The sequence below is a fragment of the Paenibacillus sp. MSJ-34 genome (assembly GCF_018918005.1).
Taxonomy (GTDB): domain Bacteria; phylum Bacillota; class Bacilli; order Paenibacillales; family Paenibacillaceae; genus MSJ-34.
In genome coordinates this window covers 40525-65670 of the sequence record NZ_JAHLPR010000016.1, presented here as the reverse complement: position 1 = coordinate 65670, position 25146 = coordinate 40525, and the positions used below count along the sequence as shown (strand labels likewise).

At 50.6% G+C, this 25146-nt stretch carries 27 protein-coding genes and 1 other annotated feature; of the genes, 5 read left to right on the top strand and 22 right to left on the bottom strand.

What is annotated here, in order from left to right:
- Positions 1-13: 13 nt before the first annotated feature.
- The 13 genes from KQI79_RS10155 to KQI79_RS10095 form a co-directional block, all read right to left on the bottom strand.
- On the bottom strand, positions 14-769 hold the full coding sequence (locus tag KQI79_RS10155; RefSeq protein ID WP_216538121.1) for a GNAT family N-acetyltransferase: 756 nt from the start codon (positions 767-769) through the stop codon (positions 14-16).
- 94 nt (positions 770-863) lie between these two features.
- Positions 864-1862, bottom strand: coding sequence for a tryptophan--tRNA ligase (trpS, locus tag KQI79_RS10150; protein ID WP_216538120.1), 999 nt, complete (start codon positions 1860-1862; stop codon positions 864-866).
- Between the two features lie 132 nt (positions 1863-1994).
- Positions 1995-2275, bottom strand: a binding site (T-box leader).
- 57 nt (positions 2276-2332) lie between these two features.
- Positions 2333-3118, bottom strand: a complete 786-nt coding sequence (locus KQI79_RS10145; RefSeq protein WP_216538119.1) for an ABC transporter permease subunit — start codon at positions 3116-3118, stop codon at positions 2333-2335.
- The gene (locus KQI79_RS10140; protein WP_253298065.1) at positions 3115-4014 is read right to left on the bottom strand and encodes an ABC transporter ATP-binding protein; all 900 of its coding nucleotides are present in this window, start codon (positions 4012-4014) and stop codon (positions 3115-3117) included. The genes KQI79_RS10145 and KQI79_RS10140 overlap by 4 nt, the downstream gene beginning before the upstream one ends.
- Positions 4015-4021: 7 nt before the next feature.
- Positions 4022-4249: a PLD nuclease N-terminal domain-containing protein gene (locus tag KQI79_RS10135; protein WP_216538117.1), complete on the bottom strand. Its 228-nt coding sequence runs from the start codon at positions 4247-4249 to the stop codon at positions 4022-4024.
- Complete coding sequence (locus tag KQI79_RS10130; protein WP_216538116.1) at positions 4246-4803, bottom strand: helix-turn-helix domain-containing protein; 558 nt, start codon at positions 4801-4803, stop codon at positions 4246-4248. The genes KQI79_RS10135 and KQI79_RS10130 overlap by 4 nt, the downstream gene beginning before the upstream one ends.
- A 77-nt stretch (positions 4804-4880) precedes the next feature.
- Positions 4881-5417, bottom strand: a complete 537-nt coding sequence (locus tag KQI79_RS10125) for a phosphatase PAP2 family protein (RefSeq protein WP_216538115.1) — start codon at positions 5415-5417, stop codon at positions 4881-4883.
- Positions 5418-5712: 295 nt separating this feature from the next.
- On the bottom strand, positions 5713-6339 hold the full coding sequence (yqeK, locus tag KQI79_RS10120) for a bis(5'-nucleosyl)-tetraphosphatase (symmetrical) YqeK (RefSeq protein ID WP_216538114.1): 627 nt from the start codon (positions 6337-6339) through the stop codon (positions 5713-5715).
- Positions 6340-6388: 49 nt separating this feature from the next.
- Positions 6389-6763 (bottom strand): rhodanese-like domain-containing protein, encoded by a 375-nt coding sequence (locus KQI79_RS10115; RefSeq protein ID WP_216538113.1) that lies wholly within the window; start codon positions 6761-6763, stop codon positions 6389-6391.
- 154 nt (positions 6764-6917) lie between these two features.
- Positions 6918-7763: an MBL fold metallo-hydrolase gene (locus tag KQI79_RS10110; RefSeq protein WP_216538112.1), complete on the bottom strand. Its 846-nt coding sequence runs from the start codon at positions 7761-7763 to the stop codon at positions 6918-6920.
- A 28-nt stretch (positions 7764-7791) separates the two neighbouring features.
- The gene (locus KQI79_RS10105) at positions 7792-8148 is read right to left on the bottom strand and encodes a hypothetical protein (RefSeq protein WP_230192758.1); all 357 of its coding nucleotides are present in this window, start codon (positions 8146-8148) and stop codon (positions 7792-7794) included.
- 85 nt (positions 8149-8233) lie between these two features.
- Positions 8234-8395, bottom strand: coding sequence for a hypothetical protein (locus KQI79_RS10100; RefSeq protein ID WP_216538111.1), 162 nt, complete (start codon positions 8393-8395; stop codon positions 8234-8236).
- Positions 8396-8420: 25 nt separating this feature from the next.
- The gene (locus tag KQI79_RS10095; protein WP_216538110.1) at positions 8421-8834 is read right to left on the bottom strand and encodes a DUF6220 domain-containing protein; all 414 of its coding nucleotides are present in this window, start codon (positions 8832-8834) and stop codon (positions 8421-8423) included.
- Positions 8835-8999: 165 nt separating this feature from the next.
- Between KQI79_RS10095 and KQI79_RS10090 the strand changes: the two genes are divergently transcribed.
- Together KQI79_RS10090 and KQI79_RS10085 are read left to right on the top strand one after the other, a co-directional pair.
- Positions 9000-9686 carry a response regulator gene (locus KQI79_RS10090; RefSeq protein WP_216538109.1) on the top strand — a complete coding sequence of 229 codons (687 nt, stop codon included), beginning with the start codon at positions 9000-9002 and terminating at the stop codon, positions 9684-9686.
- On the top strand, positions 9683-11032 hold the full coding sequence (locus KQI79_RS10085) for a sensor histidine kinase (RefSeq protein WP_216538108.1): 1350 nt from the start codon (positions 9683-9685) through the stop codon (positions 11030-11032). The genes KQI79_RS10090 and KQI79_RS10085 overlap by 4 nt, the downstream gene beginning before the upstream one ends.
- A gap of 87 nt (positions 11033-11119) precedes the next feature.
- Here the strand turns inward: KQI79_RS10085 and KQI79_RS10080 are convergent, their stop codons facing one another.
- From KQI79_RS10080 to KQI79_RS10070, 3 genes are all read right to left on the bottom strand, one after another.
- A complete protein-coding gene (locus KQI79_RS10080; RefSeq protein WP_216538107.1) occupies positions 11120-11392 on the bottom strand; it encodes a DUF2277 domain-containing protein in 273 nt (90 codons plus the stop codon).
- 98 nt (positions 11393-11490) lie between these two features.
- Positions 11491-12345, bottom strand: coding sequence for an NAD-dependent epimerase/dehydratase family protein (locus tag KQI79_RS10075; RefSeq protein ID WP_216538106.1), 855 nt, complete (start codon positions 12343-12345; stop codon positions 11491-11493).
- A 168-nt stretch (positions 12346-12513) separates the two neighbouring features.
- Complete coding sequence (locus tag KQI79_RS10070; protein ID WP_216538105.1) at positions 12514-13662, bottom strand: MFS transporter; 1149 nt, start codon at positions 13660-13662, stop codon at positions 12514-12516.
- A 279-nt stretch (positions 13663-13941) separates the two neighbouring features.
- On the opposite strand from KQI79_RS10070, the gene KQI79_RS10065 reads away from it, so the two are divergent.
- Positions 13942-14208: a hypothetical protein gene (locus tag KQI79_RS10065; RefSeq protein WP_216538104.1), complete on the top strand. Its 267-nt coding sequence runs from the start codon at positions 13942-13944 to the stop codon at positions 14206-14208.
- 1196 nt (positions 14209-15404) lie between these two features.
- Here the strand turns inward: KQI79_RS10065 and KQI79_RS10060 are convergent.
- From KQI79_RS10060 to KQI79_RS10040, 5 genes are all read right to left on the bottom strand, one after another.
- Positions 15405-15584 carry a hypothetical protein gene (locus tag KQI79_RS10060; RefSeq protein WP_216538103.1) on the bottom strand — a complete coding sequence of 60 codons (180 nt, stop codon included), beginning with the start codon at positions 15582-15584 and terminating at the stop codon, positions 15405-15407.
- 142 nt (positions 15585-15726) lie between these two features.
- Positions 15727-17511 (bottom strand): ABC transporter ATP-binding protein, encoded by a 1785-nt coding sequence (locus tag KQI79_RS10055; protein WP_216538102.1) that lies wholly within the window; start codon positions 17509-17511, stop codon positions 15727-15729.
- 2 nt (positions 17512-17513) lie between these two features.
- The gene (locus KQI79_RS10050; protein ID WP_216538101.1) at positions 17514-19268 is read right to left on the bottom strand and encodes an ABC transporter transmembrane domain-containing protein; all 1755 of its coding nucleotides are present in this window, start codon (positions 19266-19268) and stop codon (positions 17514-17516) included.
- 37 nt (positions 19269-19305) lie between these two features.
- Positions 19306-19932 (bottom strand): TVP38/TMEM64 family protein, encoded by a 627-nt coding sequence (locus KQI79_RS10045; protein ID WP_216538100.1) that lies wholly within the window; start codon positions 19930-19932, stop codon positions 19306-19308.
- A 37-nt stretch (positions 19933-19969) separates the two neighbouring features.
- Positions 19970-21808 carry an ABC transporter substrate-binding protein gene (locus tag KQI79_RS10040; RefSeq protein ID WP_216538099.1) on the bottom strand — a complete coding sequence of 613 codons (1839 nt, stop codon included), beginning with the start codon at positions 21806-21808 and terminating at the stop codon, positions 19970-19972.
- Positions 21809-21908: 100 nt separating this feature from the next.
- Here KQI79_RS10040 and KQI79_RS10035 point away from each other — a divergent pair, with 100 nt between their 5' ends.
- A complete protein-coding gene (locus tag KQI79_RS10035) occupies positions 21909-22106 on the top strand; it encodes a hypothetical protein (protein WP_216538098.1) in 198 nt (65 codons plus the stop codon).
- A 56-nt stretch (positions 22107-22162) separates the two neighbouring features.
- Here the strand turns inward: KQI79_RS10035 and KQI79_RS10030 are convergent, their stop codons facing one another.
- Positions 22163-22837: an SOS response-associated peptidase gene (locus KQI79_RS10030; RefSeq protein ID WP_216538097.1), complete on the bottom strand. Its 675-nt coding sequence runs from the start codon at positions 22835-22837 to the stop codon at positions 22163-22165.
- A gap of 145 nt (positions 22838-22982) precedes the next feature.
- Here KQI79_RS10030 and KQI79_RS10025 point away from each other — a divergent pair, with 145 nt between their 5' ends.
- On the top strand, positions 22983-25139 hold the full coding sequence (locus tag KQI79_RS10025; RefSeq protein ID WP_216538096.1) for a HelD family protein: 2157 nt from the start codon (positions 22983-22985) through the stop codon (positions 25137-25139).
- Positions 25140-25146: the final 7 nt, after the last annotated feature.

Below are 25146 nucleotides of genomic sequence, written 5' to 3'. Positions count from 1 at the left end.
CCGACATTTCCATCTATTCCGCCTCTTGAAGAAGCTTCAAAAACTCTCGTTTAGTAATGGGATGATAGGTGAGTAGCTTTCCGTTATAAATGACATGAAAAGTGCCGTAAGCCGAGGGCGATTTTTGGGCGTCATTGCAATTTTCAATGTCAATGACATGTACGTCGATGCCTAGCTCATGAGCCGTTTCGGATATCGTTTGCACTGCGTTATCATTGAAAGGACATTGGTCCGATCTCAAAATGGTGATTCCCTTTTCATACTGTTTCGCTCTTTCCTCCCAATTATTCGGAAACCGGGGGGAAGGGCCGTCTATTAACTTTTTCACGATCAGTTCAAATCCGTGAGGAGTTTCGTCCACGACTTCAAACCCTTTATGGATCAAAAAAGATGTATCGGTAAGCCAAGTTCCTTTGCTGGCAACCATAGCTACCCCTGATTTTTGTTGAACGACGGCATCATGGATGCATTCTTCCAACAACCGCGAACCATATCCTTTGCCCTTTCCTTGACCGACCACCCAAAGGCAATGAATCATGATGTAGTTCTCCGCTTCCACAGCTCTCCATGCGTATTCGCTAGGTCCGTATTCAATAAAGCCTATGGGACGCGTTCCCTCTTGAATCATTTTAAGTTTGAAACCTTCCGCAAATCTGGCTTTAAGCCAATGGAGCTTTCGCTGATAACCGATATTTTTGGGCTTGCTTCTCATACAAAAAAATCCGGTCTGTTCGACATTTACTGAATTGACATCGATCATTTTAATCATTGCATCGTCACCGCCACTTTGTCATTCTATCACGATAGTCATATTATACCATAAATCCTTTGCTGTTTTGATCGGCCTGTCCTCTTCTTTGCGGCTAAACTTTGTCAAAATAATCGATGCCCATCGCTTCCCGCACTTCTCTCATCGTCTCGCGGGCAATCGCCCGGGCGCGGGACGTTCCGTCCAGAAGAATCTCGTCGACGCGTTTCGGCTTAGCCGCATAATACGTCCGGCGTTCCCGCATCGGTTCGAGCAGGCCTTCAAGAGCGGTTACGGCAAGCTGCTTGCATCCCGTGCAACCGATCAGCCCTTTCTCGCAGCCTTCGCGAATTTCCGCCTCTCCTTCCGGACGAAAAGCGCGGTGATACGCATAGATCGGGCATACGTCCGGATGTCCCGGATCGTTCTTGCGAATACGGGCCGGGTCCGTAACAGCTTTGCGTATTTTATAATCGACTTCTTCCGGAGCGGAGTCGAGTGCAATCGCATTTCCAAGGCTTTTGCTCATCTTGGCGTTCCCGTCGGTCCCGACAAGCCGCGGCATCTCGCCGACAAGCGCCTTCGGCTCGACCAGCACCGGGCGATACAATTCGTTGAACCGGCGCACGATTTTACGGGTTAACTCGATATGCGGCAGTTGGTCCTCGCCCACCGGGACGACCGTCGCTTTGCAGAATGTAATATCGGCCGCTTGGCTGACCGGATATCCGAGGAAGCCGTAATACATCTCGTCAAGACCCCGGTATTTCGATTCCGCTTTGACGGTTGGATTATGGCGCAGCGCGTTAACCGTGACGAACATGGAGTAATATACTGTGAGCTCCGCGATTTCGGGAATCATGGATTGGACGAATATGGCGGAAACTTCCGGATCGATTCCGACAGCCAAATAATCAAGCGCAATTTCCCGCAGATGATCGCGTATTATTCCTGGGTTCTCGAAATGCGTAGTCAAGGCTTGAACATCCGCCAGCAAAATAAAAGATTCGTACCGATGCTGAAGCTCGACGCGGTTGCGAAGACTTCCGACGTAATGGCCAAGGTGAAGCTTGCCGGTGACTCTGTCTCCCGTTAACATTCTTTCTTTCGACATAGTAAATCCTCCTCATTGCAATAACATTGCAGATCAAATGCCGTTTCACAAAAACATACATAGCAGCCAGCCGCCACCACCAACCGTCATCCATTGCCATCACCTCCTTAGAAGACCAAAAAACCCCGTCCGTATAAGGACGAGGTTGTCGCGGTACCACCTTATTTGATCGTCGGCCATATGTAGAAATGGCATCCGATCTTCTCATACCGGTACGGAGACTCATAAGCAATCTCGATACCGTTCCCGTGATAACGGCGGGAAACCCGGCTCCGCCTACTGCTTCGAAGCGAAGGTTCGGCCAAGCAACTCGGAAGGCCATTCGATCATACGCCGGATACCGGTTCGCAGCAACCACCGGCTCTCTGCTCATCCTGCACGTCTGTCTACTTACCCTTCTTCATCGTTGTTCCAAAAATATGATTCATCATATCGCAGCCGAACGGATATGTCAATATCAATCGGGCCGATTACATTGACGGCAATTCTTTGCGGGACAAATACGTTTTGGAGAGAAGCAAGAGCATCGCTATCAACACAAAGGTAAGAACCGCCGTGAGTACAAAATGCGGCAATACTTCCCCGGCAACGATCAAGTTAACCGCATGATTCGATAAAAAAGCGGGATTGAAGCTTTGAAAGCCTGCGCCTAATCCGGTTACGGTTTTCATCGTCAAGAGTAGCACAATCGATAAGACGGCAACCGCGGAAACTCTTGACAACAGAGCGCCAAGCGTCAGAGTCACCGTTAATATAAACAGACACCAGACGTAATAAACGGCAAGCCCGGCGGCAAGCCTGCTTATAGGCACGGCATGATATAAAAAAGAGGTGTACAACGCCGACATCATAAAACCGGCTGCGATCGCGACAGCCAGTATCGCCGCCTGTCCGATCCATTTGCCGATCAAATACTCGGTTAGCGTCGTGTTCCTCGTCGATATAAATGTCAGCATACCGTTGTTTTTATCGGTAATAATCAATCCCATCATGCTGATGACGAGAATCAGCAGTCCCAGTTGGTCGAATTGGCCGGTCAAGGTGGAAGCCATCGCATCCTCCGCCGAATACGCCGGAAGATTCAGCTCCAGCCCTTCCGGCAGACCGTCCATCATTTGCAATATTTGCGGCATATAATAATAGACTAGCGGCTGAAGCATGCCGAGAAGCATGAACACAACGGGCAGCCACAACAATTTATAGCTCCTGCCGGCTTCCAGCCACTCCTTCTTCAACAATACCGTCAAATGTTTCATGACTGCCTCACCATCCTGATAAAAATTTCTTCAAGACTTTCCTGCACCAATTCAAACCTTTGAATCGGCAGCTTCATTCGTTGAATATTGTCCAGCAGCCAAGCTCTTCCCTGCTCGATGTTTTTCACCCTTATTTTGGCCGCTTGACTGGTCTGCTCCATCGATTCGACGATATCCCGATGAACGAGCTTGGGAGCCCATTCGTCGGCTTGTGGGGCTTGAATAATAAAGACAGGCTGCTGATTTTCGGATATGACATGCTCAATCGAGCCGTTGACGAGCAGTTTGCCTTGATGCAAAATTAAAATTTTGTCGCAAAGCTCTTCCGCATCATGCAAAATATGAGTGGAAAACAGGATGGTAGATTCCTGTTTAATGACTTTAAGTAATTCCAGCATATCCCTGCGTCCAAGCGGGTCCATCGCGGACACCGGTTCATCCATGATGAGCAGCTTGGGCTGATGGATCAAGGCTTGCGCGATGCCTAATCTTTGCTTCATCCCGCCCGAATACGTTCCGATTCGCTTGTTCATCACAGGACTTAGTCCTACGAAATCCAGCAGTTCGTCCATGCGGCGGTCGATCGTTTGCTTATCCAAATCGGAGAGCCTGCCCATAAAAACGAGAAGTTCTTTGCCGGTCATCCATGGATAGAAAGTCGGATGCTGCGGCAAATAACCGATATGACGGCGCATTTGGCCGTGGCTCTCCCCTTGGAACAAAATTTGTCCCCCGGTAGGCTTGGCGATATCGATCAACATTTTAATAATCGTCGTCTTCCCGGCGCCGTTCGGACCCAACAGGGCGACGCACTCGCCGTCTCCGATCGCGAAATCGACGTTCTTCACGACTTCTTGATCCCCATATTTTTTGTATAGTCGGTGTACTTGCAGCATGTCCAACTTAGCGTCCTCTCCTTCCGATCGCAAAATATAAAATCGGCCCCAACAGGGAGACGCATACGGAGAGAGCCGCCCATAGCCATTTGCTTTCCCGGTTGCGGTCGCTTCGTATGATATCCCATAGCGCCGCGGCGATTAAGATCAAATTTAAAACGATAAAGGGCATTAGGATCGGCAGCCACTCCGCCAATTGATCCCATTCGATTTTATAACCGTAATGCATTTTCATTGCGACTCCCCCTCATCTTGTCCCTGTGTCATTTGCGGTATAAGCATCGATGCAAGAAGGCGGGTTTTGCGTTCCGTCGACGGTTCATGCTGTGCCGCCTTTTGCACAAGTTGATTGATCGATTGGATGAATTCCTGAAATTCTTCATCCGTCAAGTGCAGCGGCGCATACGAATAGCCGAATCCGTCTTCTTGATACCGCTCGGGCGATGTTTGCATGATGTAGGATGTCGCCAGTTGCAGCAAATTGGCATGATAGGCCGTGAAATAGCGGACATGTTCTTCCTGGGAAGCCGTGTTCAATTCATTTTCAGAGATCATCAAGTTTTCTTTCGCAACCGAATACACGCGCTCTTCCCTGCCTTGAACTTTATGCGTCTCGACCACCTCGATCAAATTCGCCTCGTGCAATAGCTTCATATGACGGTAGAGCGTCGCTTGAGGAACGTCGCCGAGAATCTCGACAAGCTCAAGAATCGTTCGCGGTTTGCCTGTCAGCAATTGTTGTACGATGCGCATTCGCACGGGATGAAGAAGCAAGTCGGCTTTTTTCATGTTTCGATCCCCTCCATGCTATTATCATTATATAAAATGATAATAGCATATTAGAGCAGTCCGCGCTACTCTCATTTTTAACCGACAAATAAAACGACGAATAGCGCGGTTACTGTACCCACAATGCATCCGGCAATGCAATCGGACGGATAATGAAGTCCCAAGTAAATGCGGGATAAACCCACTAGAGTGGCGAGCAATACCAAACATAAGGCAAACCAGCCTGAAATAAATAGAAACGGGGTCATGATAGAAAAAATGGCGGTGGTATGCCCGGAAGGAAAAGAAGGATCCTTCAGCGGATTTCTCCCAACCTTCGTATACGGCAAAACCATATATGGTCTTCGTCTTCGAAACTTTTTCTTGACGATCGTCGTTATGATAAAACTGGCCGTTAAAGCAATCGCGCTTTGCAAGCCGGCAAGCCCCCACTTCCCTTGCGCAAACAGGGCCAGAGATAATGTGCAAGCAATCGCAAACGCCGCGCCGCCCATATGGGTGATCGTGCCAAAAAATCGATCGAGCGCAGCATGGCTTATCGTTTGATTAAACCAACGAAACACTCTTCTCTCATAAGTATGCAGCCATTGTAAATACCGATTATTCGTCAACATCGTACCAATCCTTTTATGATTTGAACTAAAAAAATGAATGCTCCCTATATATTAACCTAACGCTTCAGCGCCAAAATAACAACGACCTTTGGTATGAATTGTCCCCCCGTCTCAAGGAGGAGGCGTACATACAATATAAATAGGAGCATGCTCGAAGTCCGTCTTAAGACTTTTGGAACAGCTCCATTATAAACGAATCCCGGAACCTTTGTTGCTTATTTTTGTTATTCCGATGTAAAAATAATAAAACAGTCCATAAATGCGAACACTTATGGACTGCATGCACCATTTCGTTTTATCCCGCCGCTTCTATGCCGGATCTCAGTTCCTCATACGCTTCCGCGAGCCAAGGATGAACGACTCTCAATTTATCCCGCTGATCCCATAAATAACGAATATAGGCGAATGCCGCATGATTGAGCGACATTTCCATTTGTTGAACGATATGGTGCAAATACGGGGGCGTCCCCGATTGGTCCCATTCGATTTTATCGGCAACGAACAAAATTTTGTCCAGCTCGCCGGCCCCTTTTCGTAGTGTCGTATGGCAGCCGACCGCATTCAAAATCGCATCCTCTTCGATCTGAAAAAGCTGCCGCGCCATCGCCTTCGATATTTTCTGATGAATAATCATCGGAAACGTTCTTTCTTCCGGCAAAACTTCGATGCCAAGCCGCTCCGATACCCGAATCCGAATCTCGTTCGGGAACACTGCGCTAATATCGTGCAAATAACCGGCATATTCGGCCGCCTCCGGATCATGGTATCCGTACCGCCGCGCGATCTTTCCCGCTTCCTCCCCGACCTTCATGCAATGCTCCGCCGTCTGCGAGCAATGATTGCGGACAAGGAAGCTGTAAATATCGTTACGAATATTGCCGGTTAATGAGGGAATGACGAGATTGTCATAAACCGTTTCCATCGCATCTCCTTTACTGCGCGAGGGTTAAGCTTTGCATCCCCGTCCCCCATTATGCGCACTTCTTCTCCCGCAACGCATAAATTTGCCGGAAACCTTTGTTTTTCAGCATACGAGCCGCTTTCTTGCTTTTATACGGACTGTCGGAGAAAATTAAAACCGGTTCGCCCGGCGATAGTTCCTTTTTCCAAACATACGGCAATCGTCCGATTGATATATTAATCGCACCGGACAGATGACAGGTTTCGTAATCTGCTGCGTCCCGGACGTCGATAATTTTCACATCCTCCCGACCATTCCCTCGAGCTTGAAGCATATTCGAATCGACGGAATCGACGGAATCGACGTACGTTACGCCCGTCACCGGCCAAATCCGACGGATGAACCAGATTGCGGTCATAATAAGCAATACAATGAGAATAGCCATATCGAATCTCCTTGTTAGCTATATTGCTCAGCCGTTACATTCGGTAGGGCTTTTTCTTACTTATACCGATAATGGCATATAAACAATATAGTACGACCGCAGTCGTACGTCAAGGGGGGCTTGCAACCGGCTATTTCGTCTTCGGATATAGGATTTATTGAACGTATTTTCCATAATCGGGAACGGCGAATCGATCGAAATTCCGATCCAAATTCCGCAATCCTTCCGCCAGCAAGTCGCCGGACACCGGCAGTCCGTGGCCGGTAACGGCCGCTGAGGGCTTCAATGCGGTCAACTTATGAACCGATTCCTTCGCGGCTTGCCAATCGGGGGTTAAATATCTGGGCGGACCGCTAATTTCCTGCTCTTGGATCAACACTTTATACAGCGAATCCTGCCTGACGGTAACGAACGCATCGCCCGCGATGAGCGTCCGATCGGCGTCCCGGAAGAAGGAAACATGGCCCGGAGTGTGCCCCGGCGTATGGATCCAGCGCCAACCGGGCATGCCGGGAACGGTTCCGTCGGACGGAAGCTTGTTCGCATAGCGGCCAAGGTTGATCGGCTCGACCGGAAACATCGGGGACATCTTGGCGACGAAGCCGCCCTCGACGGCCGGATCGGGAGACGGATAGCTGCGTTTGCCTGTCAAATACGGCATCTCTAATTCATGCGCATATACCGGAACGTCCCAATGCTCGATTAATTCGATGATCGCTCCGACGTGGTCGAAATGCCCATGAGTCAACAAAATGGCTTTCGGTTTGCCGTTTGCGCCGAACCGGTTGTTGGCGGCGGAAATGATGCGGTCGGCAGAATCAGGCATTCCCGCATCCACCAATACCCATTCCCCGCGATCCGGATGGCCCGCAAAAACGACGTTTACGATTTGAACGGTGAAACAGAGCAAGTCTGACGAAACTTCGTGTGAGGCGCCGCTTTCCAGCGAAACGGCGGGTATGGCATGGTAGTCGCTTCCGTAAGACAGGTTGATATCCATATCCGGACCTTCCTTCCGTATCCGTCGGTTATGCAGGCGATTTCTGCGTTTTTCCGCTTCGGATTAACCAATGGTGTACAAAATATTCGATCGCGGCAAGCAGAATTCCCGTCAAGATGGCTCCAAAAAATGAAACCGATGCTCCCGCAAACAAGTTGGACGCAAAATAAACGATGATCGCCGAGGCGATAAAATCCATTAGCGTACTGATCCATAACGTTCCTTTCTTAAGGAACATATACTCCATCACGATCCCTACTCCGGCAAGGATCAATCCTACGATAATCGGCTGGTAATAAGCGCTGTATTGAACATTTGTAAACAACCAGGAAGCGATAATTACGCCCAAAGGACACATCACAATTTTTAACGCTAAGCTAGTCATGGAAAACCTCCTGTAGTATAAGCTTCGGTAGCCGTTCGATGGTAGGCTGGGTTAAATGTTCATAGATTTCCCGTAGAAATCGTTTTTATACCGGATTCGACCACCAGAGGAACAAGAAAAGCAGGAAGCTTAACGCCGTATAGAGACCGATAACGATCATGCGAAACCGCTCCGTATTGCACATGCCTATAAGATGAAGCGATATGCCGGAGACGATAACGAACGCAACGGTCAATAAAATATCCACGGACGAGACCAACTTGAACGTTCGGTCAAGCGCGGTTCCGTTCGGAACCGGCAGCGCGGCGGATGAATCGTGTCGACCGTTTCGCCACAGCAATAGAAAGCCAGAACATAATCAAAGCAACGACCGGATGCATCGCTCCTGCCCCAGGCAAATTCGCAGTCATATACTGTGAAAAGATCAGCAGCAATAAACCTCCGCTTTCCCAACGCATCCTTGCCGGCAACTTCCCGATCAATGCAAACAACAGCATAAAAAGCGGCAAATATTCGAAAATATGAACGAAGACGGTATGCCTGAACCAATGAATCGGATTCGTAAATACGGCCAGCCCGGCGATGAACGTTTGTATGGCGACGCACGCGACGAGTCCCCATGCCAGACAGACGAACGCGATGCACGAAAATCGCACCCGTCCCCCCGCTTTGTTTTCGCTTGTCATGATAACCCCATCCTTTCTGAAATCATTGTTGATCTCACATAGTTACTTGGTATACTAACAGCAAAATGTTGTGAACTTATGATGAACCCTTGCTTTTTCGTTGAAATTTCCCAAAGTCAACCAAAAACCGTGTATAATGATCCGCAGGTGAAGGAGGTGACGGCAATGCCCCATACATTGCTGTTGGTGGATGACGAAACGAAAGTCATTGAATTTATGGAACCGTTCTTGCGTCAGGAAGGATTCGATATTATAACCGCCGCAACAGGCAGAGAAGCGTTGAATAAAGCGATTGCGCATCAACCCGCTCTCGTCGTGCTGGACTGGATGCTGCCGGAGATGAGCGGTATTGACGTATGCAGGGAATTGCGCAAAATCAGTCAAATGGGCATTATTATGGTCACGGCCCGAACCGAGGAAACCGATAAAATTATCGGCCTGGAAATCGGCGCCGACGACTATTTGACGAAGCCGTTTTCCTTGCGGGAACTCGTTGCCCGCATCCGCTCCGTATTGCGAAGATTGCATGGGAACCAGAGCGCGGAGCAAACCTTGAAACGCGGAGAGTTGACGATATCGGAATCGCAATGCCGCGTCTGGCGGGGAGATAAGGAAATTTCGCTTACGCCGACGGAATTTAAAATGCTGATTACGCTCGCCTCCAAACCCGGTATCGTGTATAGCCGGTTGCAATTGTTGCAGGCGGCGCTGGAAGACGACATATTGAATGACGAACGAACGGTGGACGCGCATATTAGCCGAATTCGCAGGAAGATCGGTGACGATCCGTCAAACCCGGTTTATATTCAAACCGTTTACGGATTCGGATACCGGTTCGGTAACGCGTTATGAGCGTTAGGCGCAAACTGTTCTGGGCGATGGCGTCCGTTATTATCGCTATGAGTCTTATATTTGTTCTCATCACTCAATTCGTTGTGCGAGCCTCGCTCGATTATATGGGACTGACGGATAGGCATGCGGAAATCGGGGAATTGTCCGCTTTGTTTACCGAATATTATGAAAATAACGGTGGTTCTTGGCATAATGTAGAACGCATCCGGCTGGACAAAGCGGTTTTCTCGGCGCATCGAAACGCCAGCGTAATGCTGTTGTCGCCGGAATGGGATCAACTGTACGCGGCCGGGGACGCTGTGCATGAAATGATCTTCCGATTGGGCATTCGCAGCGCCGTAGAGAGCAAAGGAGAAACGGTCGCTTATTTGTACTATTACGATGAGGAAGTTGCGAATGTAGCGAAGATGCGGGTTGGGATTAGCAGTTCGGTCACGTTTCTGTTATTCGCCAGCGCCATCGTCATTGTCATCGCTTCGCTGGCGGTCGCCTTCTGGTTGTCCAAGCGTCTGACCGCTCCTCTCGCTTCGCTGCTTCCCGCGATCGATCGGTTAGGGCAAGGAAATTTAGGCATACAAGTCCCCGTCTCGGCCAAAGACGAATACGGCAAAGTGGCGCAATCGTTCAACGCCATGTCCTATCAACTGGAACGCGCCGAGGAAGTGAGGAGAAATTTGGTCGCAGACGTCGCTCATGAGCTGCGAACGCCGCTTACGATTCTTCGCGGCCATTTGGATTTGATTCAACATAGCGGCCGCGCGGTCGACCCGGAGCAACTGCTTCCGTTACAGGACGAGCTGATCCGGTTAACCCGGCTTGTCGACGATCTGCATCTATTATCGCTTGCCGAAGCAAGGAGACTTCCCTTTGAGCGGAAGGATACCGACGTGAAGAAACTTCTGGAACGTGTTAACGACCGGATCGCCGTCGACACGGACCGGAAAGAAATTACCGTAACGATGCATTGCGCGACGGACCGAACAACGGTTGTTATCGATCCGAATCGTATGACGCAAGTATTTCTGAATTTGCTGGTAAATGCCGTTCGCCATACCCCTGCGGGCGGCGCGATTGCGATTCGATTGGAGGAGGAAACCGCCTCCGGGAAGGAACGCGACTTCCTGCGCATTTCGATCTCCGATACGGGAGACGGCATAGATCCGGAGCATTTGCGTTATATTTTCGACCGATTTTACCGAACGAATGAAGCGCGCACGCGCAACAACGGCGGCATGGGACTCGGGCTGGCGATTGCCAAGGAGCTCGTATTGGCCCATCAAGGAATGATTGAAGCGACCAGCGAACCGGGGCGCGGCTCAACCTTTATCGTCAAGCTGCCTTTCTAACGGAAGAACTTATCGCGTATCACGAAATAATAGGAGAAGCCGCGTTCCGCGGCTTTCCCTCCCCCATTTATTCGATTTACTGCCGTTTTATTTTACACCGAACCTTTTCACGGATCGAAGGCGGGCTCGTTCGATTTCGATTTCGCGATTGCGCGGCTCGGCATTGGTTACGAGCGAATCCAGCAATTTCCGCGCGGCGGCGTCGACCTCATCAACGGCGCGATGGAACGCTTCCTCATTCGCTTTCGAAGGTTTCTGGAAGCCTGACAGCTTTCTCACGAATTGGAGCGAAGCGGCCCGAATATCCTCGTCGGTCGCCGGAGGATCGAAATTGTACAATCTCTTAATATTTCGGCACATCGTCTTATCTCCTTCCAATCATTTATCCTTCATTGTAACATACATATCCGCTTGCGATTTCTTGTCGATTGCTGCGATCGAGCGAACTCGGCCTGTCGTCAAGCCATCGTCTTGCCAAATCCCGTCCTCCATGTCGGATACGACGGCTCCCAACCGTACTCGTTGCGGGCTTTGAAGTTCGACGCCCCGCGCTCGCCGCGATTGCTCCCCGCTTGGAATCCGGGCTCCGGCGCACCTGCTGCACTCGCATAAACAGGCAGCCATTCGGTTCCGGGCGCCGGTTCGTCGTCCACAATGTTGACCGGGCCGGACGGCCAGTCCAATGCGAGCAGAGCCGCATGGGCCGCATCCTCGACATGAAGGAAGGAGGTTACTCCGTTCGTCGCCGGCACTTCCTTGCGCCGAACTTTATCGGCCATCATCCCCTGGCGGTCGTACCAAGTTCCCGGGCCGTACAGCATGCCGTATCGCAATATGACATGATTCGGTAGTTCAGCCGCTGCCCGTTCCAGAGCCGTTATGCCTTCAATCGTCCTTTTCCTTGGCATCGGCGCTGCAATATCTAAGGGAACATCTTCCGCCGCAGGCGACTCTCCCGGCTCATAGGCCCAGCCAATGCTTTGCGCGACGATTCGCGAAACATTCGCCGCTTTGGCGGCATCGACCAAATTCCGGGTGCCTTCGATCCGGATTCTGGCATTCTCCTCAAGATTCCAATCGCGCAACGCGGTAAGTTGGTGAATAATTGTCTCCGGCCGCTCGGCGGCAACCGCCGACATGATGGCCTCCCGATCGAAAGCGTCGGCCAAGAACGCGCGCGCTCCCATCTTGCGTATGATGTCAATATGCTCTTCGCGATGCGTCATGCCAACGACTTCATGGCCGGCCTCTATCAGTTTAGGAAGCAATAATCGTCCGATTACGCCTGCAGCCCCTGCTACGAATATTTTCATCTTCTTGCCTCCGTTTCCGTTATATCGTTGATGCTTTTGTCCATCCTATCACGAATGCGTAGGCCATCGTAAGGGCCACTTTATTGCAAAATCGTTGTACCAATCCGGAAATGCCGCTAATTAGCGGAAAACCCTAGCCTGAAGAGCCGGCCGGGGGCTCCCTTGCTTTTATTCCGCCGTTCTTCTGCCCTTCAACAATCGCCTTACGAACACGGCGAAGATTAGCATGGAAACGAATACCGAGACGGCGCTTACCATGTACAAGATTTGATAGCTGGTATATTGGGATACCCATCCCAGTACGATCGCTCCGAGACCGATTCCTAAGTCGAAAGCGGTGAAAAAGGAAGCGTTGGCTACCCCTTTCCGGTCCGGCCCGGCTAGACGCAAGGTCGCCGCCTGCAGCGACGGCTGGGCGGAACCGAAGCCGATCCCGTATAGTACGGCCGAGACGATAACGCCTGTTAACCCGGTAGCGAAGCTAAGCACGATCAAAGCCAGAATCACGGCTACAAGCGCCGGAACGATGACGGCCGCCTCGCCGAACCGATCCGACAGCTTACCCGCAATCGGCCGGATGATCGTGAGCGATAATGCGTAGACCAAGAAGAACGTGCCGGCATTGACATGGATCGATTCGGAAAACAGCGGTAAAAAGGTCGTAATTCCGCCATAGGATACCGCCAGAAAGAAAATCGATACCGTAACGGAAAAAACCGATTTTTCGAAAAATTGAATCTTGCCCGCCTCTGCCTTCGGATGATACGGCATCTTCGTAATAAAGGCCAAGACGAGAGCGATGATGGAAAATATGGTGGCGACGAGAAACAGGACGTGGAACGAATGATTCGAAATGATCCACATGCCGATCATCGGACCGGCGGCCATCGCCAACGTTGACGACAAGCCGAACCAGCCCATGCCCTCTGCGCGGCGAGAGTCGGGAATCATATCCGTAATCGCCGTTCCGACAGCGGTTGTAGAAAATGCCCAGCTAACCCCATGCAATACCCTTACCGCCATTAGCAGTACGATTACCCCGATCCAGTCGTACAAATACATCGATAATGTGAAGAGCAGCAATCCCCAAAGAATGAACGGGCGCCTGCCGTAGCGGTCCAGCAATCCTCCGGCGATCGGACGAAAAATGACGGCAGTCAACGTAAACAATCCCGCTACCAATCCAACCTGCGATTCATTGCCCCCGAGCTGTTTAATAAAGAGCGGCATCGTCGGCAAAAGCAAATAAAAACCCGTAAATAGAATAAGCATTCCCAATGTCATCTGAATAAATGGTTTCGTCCATAAACGCTCCATGATCCTTCCTCCCCTTCGGCAAAGCAATGCAGGCGGCATTACCTTATACACTTTTTTTATATAGCAAATTTTAACTTTATCCTTCTAGTTTGTAAACATTTTTATTTAAAATGTATTCTAAATAAATCTCGAAAACAAAAAACGCCACGATCGGCGCCATTGAAAATTTTTATGAGCTTGAAACCGAATTTCCATTGACATTTCTATGTATTATACACTATTATTTTAAAGCTACTAATTCATCCTATAGAAACGAGGTTGATAAGAATGCCCTACAAAATGTCAATCAAAAACTTCGAACTATCCGATTCCAATAAAGAAGAAGGATTATATCAGTTCATTATAACTTTCACGAACGAAACGAAAAGCCGCATTTTCTACACCAATCAACCAACATGGAAACCGCTGAGCATTACCAGATTGTTAAACAAGCCATGCTCGATTTGTTATAAAGATTATTACTGTTCCTGTCTGGATAAATATATCGAAGATATCCATCAGGAAATTTCGGACAAGGGATTGTTTGCGGCGGCGGTAACGGAGTAATCACCTCGTAGATCAATATAAAGAATACAAATCCGTCCCGCACTCATAGAGAGCGTAGGACGGATTTTTTCAACCCCGCGTTTCCCGAACTTTTAAGCGAGCCGGCAGCCATTGCGCCGATTCACTTTCGGATATGCTCCGCTTCGCTCGTCTATCATTACTTCGTTCCATCCCATCTCGTATCCCGCTCTATCGATTTTCCCGACCGCCGCAAGATAGAAGTAACGGAAGAAACCGGATCTAATTCACTCGTTTTGAAGCACGCGAAAGAATTACTCCGATTCCTGCAGCTAATTTGGATCTTACGCCACTAGCGTTGCACCGAATGTTTTACTGCGTTTCAAGCCGATGATTGCGATAGGGATGAATAAGGTTAACGGATTTTGGAGGCCTTATTTGATCCAATAACGCAATTTTGGCGGAGTTAGCGGATTTTGAGGGCTCTATTTTTGTCGAAACTTCACAAAACCAAGGATTCTCAGCCGATCGCGACATGTTAACGGTTCGAAAATCCGTTAATTCCAAATATTCGACTGGAATTTAAAAAATAAGACCTCGGAAATCCGTTATATTTCTATGGTACCGCATCCCAGCTAGAAGATTTAATGCAACGCTAGTGCTCTTACACCGGCAATATCGATTTCTAGGCCAATCTAACTATAGAGAATGCCGCTAAATGAAACGACTGGGCTAAAAATCCAGGCATAAACTCTAACGGATGTCACGGCCGTTATTTCCGAAAATTCGGCCCAATTGAAATTGTAACGGAACTATACGCCGCTATATGCTCATATTTCGCGTTTTTCGCATGAAAAAAGCCAAATAAGGTCGCTCAGATCCGTTACATTTCAAAAATAGGTTCAAGCGGCGAAATAACGTCTGTCACTTCCTTTAGAGCCTCATTCGGACGCCGGTGCCACGGAAACGTTGCGTTTTGCCCGCAGGCTCTTACGTCCCTTCGCTCCTAAAGACATTTGAGGCTCTCAGAGCGCCGAACGAAAGTGATTTTCTTCACGACAACGCAGAACGCCGCCTCCCTATGCGAAAAACCGCTGCCGGAGTCCATGCGCGACCGACTTCTATTGTGCTACAAACGAAAATAAAACCTATTCAATCTCTTGAACAGGTTTTATTTACGTGAATGACAGTTTATGATTCCAGTGCCGCAAGACTCGATACGAGAATGGGAAAAAACGTTACTCCGTCGCCTCTGCGTCACTTTCTTCAGCAACCGCTTCCGCTTCTTCTTCCGCCTCGGCTTCAGCTTCTGCTTCCCCTTCTTCGACTGCATCACTTTCGGCTGCGTCGCCGCTTTCTTCTTCGCTTACTGCTTCAGCAACTTCTTCTTCAGACAACAATACTTCGTTCTCTTCCATTTCCGGTCCCTCCCGTTATTTCACTTAGATTTCCTAAGCGTGTCTCTATTATATGAACGGGAATATAAATTTAATGTCGATAATTGGTAATATTTATTAAAAATAGATTACATTTCGATTACGTTTTGATTTCATGTTCGCCCTAGCAAACCTTTTCTTTATCCGCACCTTGCTGCAGCAAATACATGCGGTAATACAGGCCTTGTTGAGACAGCAGCTGCTGATGCGTTCCCCGCTCCACGATTTCGCCCTGATGCAGGACGAGAATCAAATCCGCGTCTTGAATCGTTGACAGCCGATGCGCGATCGCGATCGTCGTTCGGCCTTTCCGCATTTCATGGAGCGCCTCCTGAATCGCTTCCTCCGTTTCCGTATCGACGCTCGCCGTCGCTTCGTCCAATACGAGAATTTTCGGGTTGCGGGCCATCGTACGCGCAAACGACAGCAGTTGGCGCTGTCCGCTCGAGAACGTCGCTCCCCGCTCCCCTACCGGCTCGTCGTACCCGCCGGGCAATTGCCTGATGAACGAGTCCGCCTGGACGAATCGCGCCGCCCGCTCCACTTCTTCATCGGTTATATCCTCCGAATGCAGTCGGATGTTATGTTTTATGTCGCCGGCAAACAAGAACGGGTCCTGCAGCACCAACCCGATGCCGCGGCGCAGTTCTTCGTCGTCGTAACGCTCGAGCGGCACCCCGTCGATCAGAATTCGCCCGCGATGTACCGGATAGAAGCGCATTTGCAGATTAATGATCGAGCTTTTGCCGCTTCCGGTATGTCCGACCAAGGCGACCGTCTCTCCCGGATTGGCGACAAACGATATATGCTTCAATACATCCGTCTTGCCGTCATAGGAGAAACTGACATCCTGAAACTCGATGCGCCCTTGCACGATTTTGGGCCGCTCATCGCCTTGCCCCGTCGGCGCCAGTTCCTCTTCGTCGATCAATCCAAAGACGCGTTCCGCCGAAACGATCGCCTGCTGGAATTCGGTCAAGCGAAACATCATCATATTGATCGGCTCGAAGAAACGCTCCAAATAATTGATAAAGGCATATAGAACCCCGATCTCTACCGGCCCGGCGAACGATTGGACGCCGAAGAAGCTAAGCACCAAGAGCAAAGCCAGCAAATACAATAAATCGACCGCGGGCCGCACCAGCAATCCGTTCAATTTAATTTGCTTCAGTCCGGCGGCATAATGTTCGCCCGTCGTTTGCTCGAAACTGGCCCGGTACCGCTTCTCTTGCCGCATCGCCTGAATGATATGCATTCCTTGCAGCGATTCGTTCAATTTCGTATTAATGCGGCTTAATTTCTCGCGCGAAATATGGAACACTCTCGAGCTTAGCTTGCGGTACGTATGCATTAATAACAGAATGAGCGGCACCAGTACCAAACAATAGGCCGCAAGCTTTACATCGAGGAAGAACATTCCGATAAAAATACCGATCAGCATCACAATATTTTGAACGAATGTCGACAACACGCTCACAAACATCATTTTGATCGATTCCGTATCGTTCGTAATGCGCGAGACCAAGCTTCCCGCCGGGGTACGATCGTAAAATGAGAGCCCCAAGCTTTGCACTTTGCCGAAAACGTCCATCCGAATTTTTTGAATGATCCACAAAGCGATTTTATTGAAGCTTACGAGCTGAACGTACGTCAGTACGACGGACACGAGGTGCAGACCAAAGTACAGGGCGGCCAGGACGACGATCGCATTCCAATCCCAATGGCGCGGCGCCAAATAATCATCGATAAATATTTGCACGATTTTCGGGCCCGCCACACTCGAAGCCGTTGCGAACGCCAAAATTATAAACGCAATCGTCAGTTCCTTCTTATGCGGCTTCATATAGGCGAATAATCGGCGCAGCGTCCGGTTTTGCGAAATTTTCTCCATCGGTTGCCTTTCTTCCATCGTCACGCCCCCCCTTCCGCTACGCTGGATTCCAATTGCTGTCTCATATACATGTCGTAATATTTGCCTCGCGCTTCCATTAATTGCGCGTGCGTGCCTCTTTCGGCGATTTCGCCCCGCTCCAGCACGACGATCAAATCGGCGTGCTCGATTGCGCTTAACCGGTGAGCCGAGATCAGAGTCGTTTTATTGCGCCGATTTTGCTCCAGCTCTTGCAGAATGCCGCTTTCCGTCTTCGCGTCGACCGCGGAGAGCGCATCGTCAAGCATCAGAATATGCGGATTCGCCAGAAACGCCCTGGCGATTGAAATCCGCTGCTTCTGCCCGCCCGACAACGTTACGCCGCGTTCGCCGACCATCGTGCCGTAGCCGTCCGGAAACTGAACAATATCGTCATGAATGCAAGCCGCGCGCGCGGCAGCCTGAATTTCCTCCAGGCTCGCGTCAGGTTTGCCGAATGCGATATTCTCCGCAATCGTGGCCGAGAACAGAAAATGATCCTGCGGCACATAGCCGATCGCGGCGCGCAGCGCCTCGAGTTTGACATCGTATATCGATGTGCCGCCGATCATGATGTCGCCGTTCTCCGAGCCGAGGTCGAATTCGCGCAAGAGCAACCGAAGCAGCGTCGTCTTCCCGCTTCCCGTTCTTCCAACGATGCCAAGCGTCCGCCCTTCCGGCAAGCTGAAGCGGATATCCCGCAGCGCCGCGATTTGTTGCTCCGGGTACGAATAAGAAGAAATATGGTAGATGACATCGCCGGCGGGAACTTCCGCGCTCGCGCCTTCGCGATCGGCGATATCCGGCTTCTTCGCAAGCAAGGAAGAAATACGGTCATAGGAAGCGCGTCCCCGCTCGACGATGTTGAACAGCAATCCGAAGGCGAGCATCGGCCAAATCAACTGTCCCAAATAAATCGTAAATGTCGTCAATTCCCCTAACGACATTTGTCCGCGCACGACGAACACGGCGCCGAACCCGACAGCGAGCATAAACGAGATGCCGACGATCAGCGAGATGGTCGGGTCGAACAAGGAGTCGATCTTGGCGACGGCAATATTTTTGCGAACGACATCGGCCGACAGGTCGCCAAACGATCGTTTCTCCGCTTCCTCCTGTCCGAACGCTTTAATGACGCGAACCCCGGAGACGTTCTCTTGCACTTTATCGTTCAAATCGGAAAACGCGGCCTGCGCATGATGAAAGTGCCGATGCAGCAGCGTGCCGAAATAGCTTGTCGCCCAGGCCATAAACGGCATCGGCAACAAGACGATGAGCGTCAGGCGCCAATCGATGACCGCCATCATGACGGCGACGAGACCGCCCATCGTGATCGAGTCGACAAGCGTCAAAATGCCTTCCCCCGCCGTCGTTTCCACTGCCTGCACATCGTTTGTGGAATGCGCCATCATGTCGCCGATTCTCCGTTTATGATAAAACCGCGGCGACATTTTCGTAAAATGTTCGTACAACCGGTTTCGCAGCAGCCTGCCGAGCCGCAGCGCGGAGCCGAAGATCAATACCCGCCAAATGTAGCGGAACCAGTAAGCGAGCCAAGCGATCGCAAAGATAAACAACGCCCACTTCAACAATATTTCGGGCGTCAGCGACTTCGTTTGAATGGAGTCGACGATGACGCCCACGATATACGGCGGAAGCAAATTGATGGCGGATACGAGAACGAGGAAAATGACGCCGATCCCGTAGCTTTTTTTCTCCATCCGGAAAAACCACATCAAATCTCGAAAAATTCCCATAGAAAACTCCTTTGCTCAAAATAGAATGATACTCGTTCTATCCTTGCGCTTCCGATCGAGTCTCTAGTTCTTGCCGCGTCAACCGGCTCTCTATCTTTTTGCACAAAAACCAGGAAACGAACAAAAAGAGCAGCACGTAAACGATTTTTTCCGGATAGCGGATAAATTGCGAAATGTCGTGTCCGATCAGCGAGACGGTAAATACCATAATCGCTTTCCCGAACACAATGGCGACGAGAAACGATCGCGCCGACATCTTCGCCACGGCCGCGGCGGCATTGACAAGCACAAACGGACCGACCGGGAAAATGCTAAGCACAAACACGTAGCTGAACGCATTGCGGCGAATCCAGACCATACTTTTTTGCACTTTCGGCTTCCGGGACCAGCGTTCGATGAAGCGATGGCCCGCAATTTTCCGAATGATGAGAAAAGATGCAAGACAGCCGGCGACGATGCCGATCCAAGAATAGAGAAATCCGAGCCAAAGGCCATAAGCGGCGGCATTGGCCCCCACCAGCACGATCGTCGGCAACGGCGGCACGAACGATTTCAGAAACGTCAGCAGAATGCCCGGGAGCGGACCGTAGGACCGGTATTGCTCCAGCCACATGAAAATATTTTGTTCCGTAAAGACAGATTTGAAATCTATATCTATAAGCATAGGCTAAGCCCCCTTATGATAGAGCCGATAACGATGATCATTGCGATTCTTCCGAATAATAGATCCACGGTTCCTTCATGCCCGGTTGAAACCAAACTTTGGTGAAATCGATCCAGCCGTTCGGGTTTAATCTTACGCCGCGCATCATCGGATTGAACATGATTTGCTGCGTGCGATGCAATAGGAACAGCACTTCATGGCTATCCCGGATCAGCGATTCGATTCTTTGAATGTTGCGAACGCGTCCGCTATGTTCCGGTTCTTGCAATATTTTGTCGGCGAGGCGGTCCAACTTCCGCATTAAAGGCTCGGACAAGTGAGCTCTAATCGAAGAAGGAGACTGATACATATCCAAAAACGAAAGGTCGATATCTTCCCAGGCGACGATGCCGAACAACGAAAGATCGGCCTCCCGCAACCGGTCGGAGCGGAACATTTCCGCTACCGGCAGCACGACGATTTCGATTTGAATGCCCGCTTCGGCGCACTGCCGCTGCAGCCAACGTCCCGACGGCTCATGCCAAGCCGTCAAATGCAACTGCAGCGTTTCTCCCTTATAATCGGCGCTGCGCAGCAGCACTTTCGCGAGCTCCCTATCGAATGCGGGATCTTCTCCCCCCTCCTCGGCCTGTGCCAGAAACCCTTGGGCCGGAAAAGCGGGACGTTCGCCGCCGATATAGGCCGCCATTCCATCCCGGTCGATGGCATGATGAACCGCTTGGCGGAAGCAAGGATGCTGATGCGGCCCCGGCTTTTTCATATTGAAAGTCAATAGATTGCAGCCGGTTTCCAGCCGCGATTCGGCCTTCCAATCCGCGGAAGGCGGAATAATGTTGCGGTTGCCATGGCTAACGAGCAGATGCATTTCCTTCTTTGTCTGTTCCGAGATCGAGATTTCCTCCGGGACGGCCCAAATGTCGATCCGATCCAATTGGGAGCGGCCGAGGAAATAATCCGGAAACGCCTCCAGAACGCAGTTGTATTCATCGTAATGCTTCACCCGGTACGGGCCGGTCCCGATCGGTTTCCATGTTCCCGCCTCTTCGCCGCCGCGCTCCGCTTCCGGTACGATTGCCATTTCCGATGAAGCCAGAAATCGCAAAAACAAATAATTGGGCGAGCGTAATTGGATTTGCAGCGCATACGGATCGAAGATTCGCAGCTCGCATATGAGGTTGAACAGCCAACTGCTCGGCAAATCAAATCTATGTTTGCTGCGGGACAAGGAATAAGCCACGTCTCTTGCCTGCAGCTCTTTCCCGGAATGAAACCGAATCCCTTTGCGCAAATATAACGTCCACAAGGTTCGTTCCTCATTGACCTCCCAATGATAAGCAATATGCGGCAGTACCGTGCGTTTCTGCGGATCATAGCGGACGAGCGTATCGAAAATATGATTGACTAACGACTGATCGATCGCATATTGCACCTCTACCGGATTGAGGGTTGTGATTTTGCGGGGAACGGGAAAACGCAAAATATCGAGCTTCTTGCCGTCCTCATGCAGTTCTTCGTATCCGAAATGATCCGTCATCCAACCGGCAAAATACGCTTTGGCCGCTTCGCCGACATCCGGCAGCCGAATCAATTCCATTGCCGCTTTAATATTGCCGCGCGCTAGCAGCGATTTCATTTCCCGAACGATCAACTCGTCTGCCGACACCAGCAGCGTAAGCTGCGAACGGTTTCCTCTGCCTCTTCCCGCCGTCCAGCAAATCCAACCGGCATGCTCCATTTTCTTCAATATGAAACGTACGTTGCGCAAAGAACAATAAAGCACGTTCGCCAATTGTTCCAGCGTAACCGGAATTTCTTCTTTCACGCTGTCGGAAGACAGGTTGACGTATAATTGATGATATTGAATCAATAATTGCATTGGCCTCACCACCTAAAAGGGGAAATATATACACTAACTATACCATTTTTATGCCACTTTTATCATGATACATTGAATGTAACAAAAAGGAAATGAAAAAATGGTGGTGAGAAACGTCATGCTGCAACATCCTTACTTTATAGAAAAAAACGCCGAGTTCGAGCGTCATGAGATCGATCGTCTGGATCGTTCCGGATGGTTTCGCGTAATGGCGAGCCTCCCGAAGATTCGCCGGCAGACGCAAAAAAAGAGATTACCGGCTGCCAAGCCGCAACAATTGCGCTCGCCAAACCGATAATCTCCCTTGCATATAAAGGAGGGATCTGCGCATCCGCATCCCTCCGATCCGTCTCTTCACTCTTTCACCCAAGCCAGGTTAACGTCCATCTTCTCCACGCATTCGGAATTATCCTGCCATTCGTTGCTGACGATGGGCGAGACCGGATAAGCAAGCATTTGAGAAGCGTCGTACGATTTCATCAAAGAATGCAAATGCCGTTTGTCCGTGATTCCGGTGTCGAGCCATTCCTCCATGGCGTCCCGTTCCAAGATGACCGGCATTCTCCGGTCGAATTCCCGAATGAGCGGGTTCGGATCCGTCGTCAAAATCGTGAATGTGCGAAATTCCTCTTTGCGCGTATCTCTCCATACTTCGTAAAATCCTGCAATGCCGAATACGTTGCCGCTGCGCATAACGACCCGTACCGGATAACGTTTCCTGCCCACTTCCTTCCAGTAATACATCCCGCTGCAAGGAATGACGCAGCGCTGCCGGTCCACCATCTTGCGGTAGGCCGGATTTTCCTCGACCGAGCGAAAGTCGGCGTTGATCGCATCCCGGCCCCAAAAAGGGAAAAAGCCCCAACGATACGAATCCAAACAGCGTTCTCCCCGTTCTGACAACACAACGGACACTTCCTGCGTCGGAGCGATATTATACCTGTTTTTATAATGAACCATCACTTTATCGATTTGAAAATATTGTTGTATTTCCTCCAAATCGGCCGTCAACGAAAATCTTCTGCACATAGCTCCACCTTCCTTCCACCATATCGTCCCATTTTTTTGAAAAATTATGCGTCTCTATCGGAATTCATTGCTTTTCATTGGCAGATATGATATATTATTTACTCTTTTCAGACAAAGAGGAAAAATTCTTAGGAGGTAACTGAAAGTGAACGACACGTTTCAAAGTGCCTATCAAGAAGAGTTGCATCGACTTGAAGAAACGAAGCAAGAAATCGACCGCCAATTGCAACGATTGCGGAATATCCCCGTTTATGCCGGACCCGATTTTACGGAACAAATGCTGGAAGAGAACCGGGAAATGCGGCGGAACCGGCTTGCCAAAGCGTACAACGAACCTTATTTCGGCCGCATCGATTTCCAGGCTTCGGACCAGAATCGGACCGCACCGCTCTATATCGGCAAAATCGGCGTCAACCGGAGCGGGAACGAAGAGGAGGACGAGAGCGGCAACCCGCTCGTCATCGATTGGCGCGCGCCGATCGCCAGCCTGTTCTACTCGTTTACGGGAGGCGACGGTCCCGCCGCCTATCAGGCACCGGAAGGCATCATCGAAGGGCTCGTCTCTTTAAAGCGAAACCTGGTCATTCGCGAACGGGTCTTGCAGCGGGTTGTAGACACCTATAACCGGGAAAGCGATCAACCCGCCGTATCGGACGAATTTCTGTTGTACCGGTTGGGCGAAAATAAGGATAACCGGCTGCGGGATATCGTCTCTACCATTCAAGCGGAACAGGATTCGATCATTCGCGCCGCCAAGAATACGGCTTTAATGATTCAAGGGGTGGCGGGAAGCGGCAAGACGACGGTCGCGCTGCATCGGCTCGCCTACTTGTTGTATCAATACCAGGAACAGGTTCGGGCGGAGAAAATGATCATTTTCGCACCGAACGATATGTTCCTCGACTATATTTCCGACGTACTGCCCGAACTGGGCGTCGGCAATATTCAACAGCGGACGTTTGCGGATTGGGCGATGGAATTGCTCGAACCGGACGCGTCGCTCGCGGATCCGGCGGAACGGCATGCCTATTGGTTCGGATCTCCGGACCGCCGTCCCGAATTGAACGATTCGGTATCCGGCCGCTACAAAGGCTCGATTCGTTTCCGTACGTTGATCGATCGATGCTTGGCCTGCGCCGAGGAGCGCGCCGTTCCGGAGGCCGACTATTCCCCTTGGGACGGAGCCGTATTGCCCTATGCGACGATCCGGGAATGGTTCCATACGGAGTATAAGCATTACGCGCTCGCCAAACGCAAAGAACGCGTCATGGCGAGAATCGCGCGTTGGACGGAAATGGAGCTCAAAAACGAACAATCGAAAGCGGAGCTGAAGGAAAAGAAGAAAAAGTCGGCGCAGCGCATCAAGGCATATGCGAAAAAATGGCCCGAGCTCGACGCTTTTTCTTTTTATAAGGCCATTTTTACGGATCATAAACGGAGCGGCGATTGGCCGGAGGAAAGGTCGGGGCTCATTCCCGCGGCCGTTTGGGAAGAGACCGGCAAAGCGCTGCGGAATAAACGGATTCAGACGGAAGATTTGGCGGCGCTGTTATATATTCATGTCGAGTTACACGGCATTTCCGGCGATGCGCAATTCGATCATATCGTCATCGACGAGGCTCAAGACTTCTCTCCTTTTCAAATCGCCGTATTGGATCGTTTCGTGCGCAATCACTCCTTTACGATATTAGGAGATTTGTCGCAAGGCATTCATGCCTATCAGGGCATCCATCATTGGAGCGAGATGCAGTCCCTGTTTCAAGAAAGCGAGACCGCCTACTTCTCCTTGACCCGAAGCTATCGCTCGACGATGGAGATTATCGAATTTGCCAATACGATATTATCGCGCGGAGTCGGAACCGACCTGCTCGCCGTTCCGGTATTCCGGAGCGGGCGGCAAGTGCAGCTCATTCGCGCCGGCGCCGAACGGAGGCCGGAACTGATCAGGGATGCGCTCGAACAATTTCGCCGGGAACAATACAATACGGCAGCGCTGCTGACGAGGACGCTGCAGGAAGCGAAGGAGCTTTACGCCCTCCTGCAGACGATGGGGCAAGACGCACATCTAATCGACGGGAGCGAGAGCGAATACCGCGGGGGCGTATCCGTCCTGCCCGTCTATTTGTCCAAAGGTCTGGAGTTCGATGCCGTCATCGTGATGGACGCCGACGCGCATCGTTACCGGGACGGGGCCATCGACGCCAAATTGCTGTACGTCGGCTGCACCCGCGCGCTTCACGAATTGCGGATCGTATACGACGGACAGTTGACGCCTTTTATCGATCCCGGCTTTGCCGGTTAAACGAATC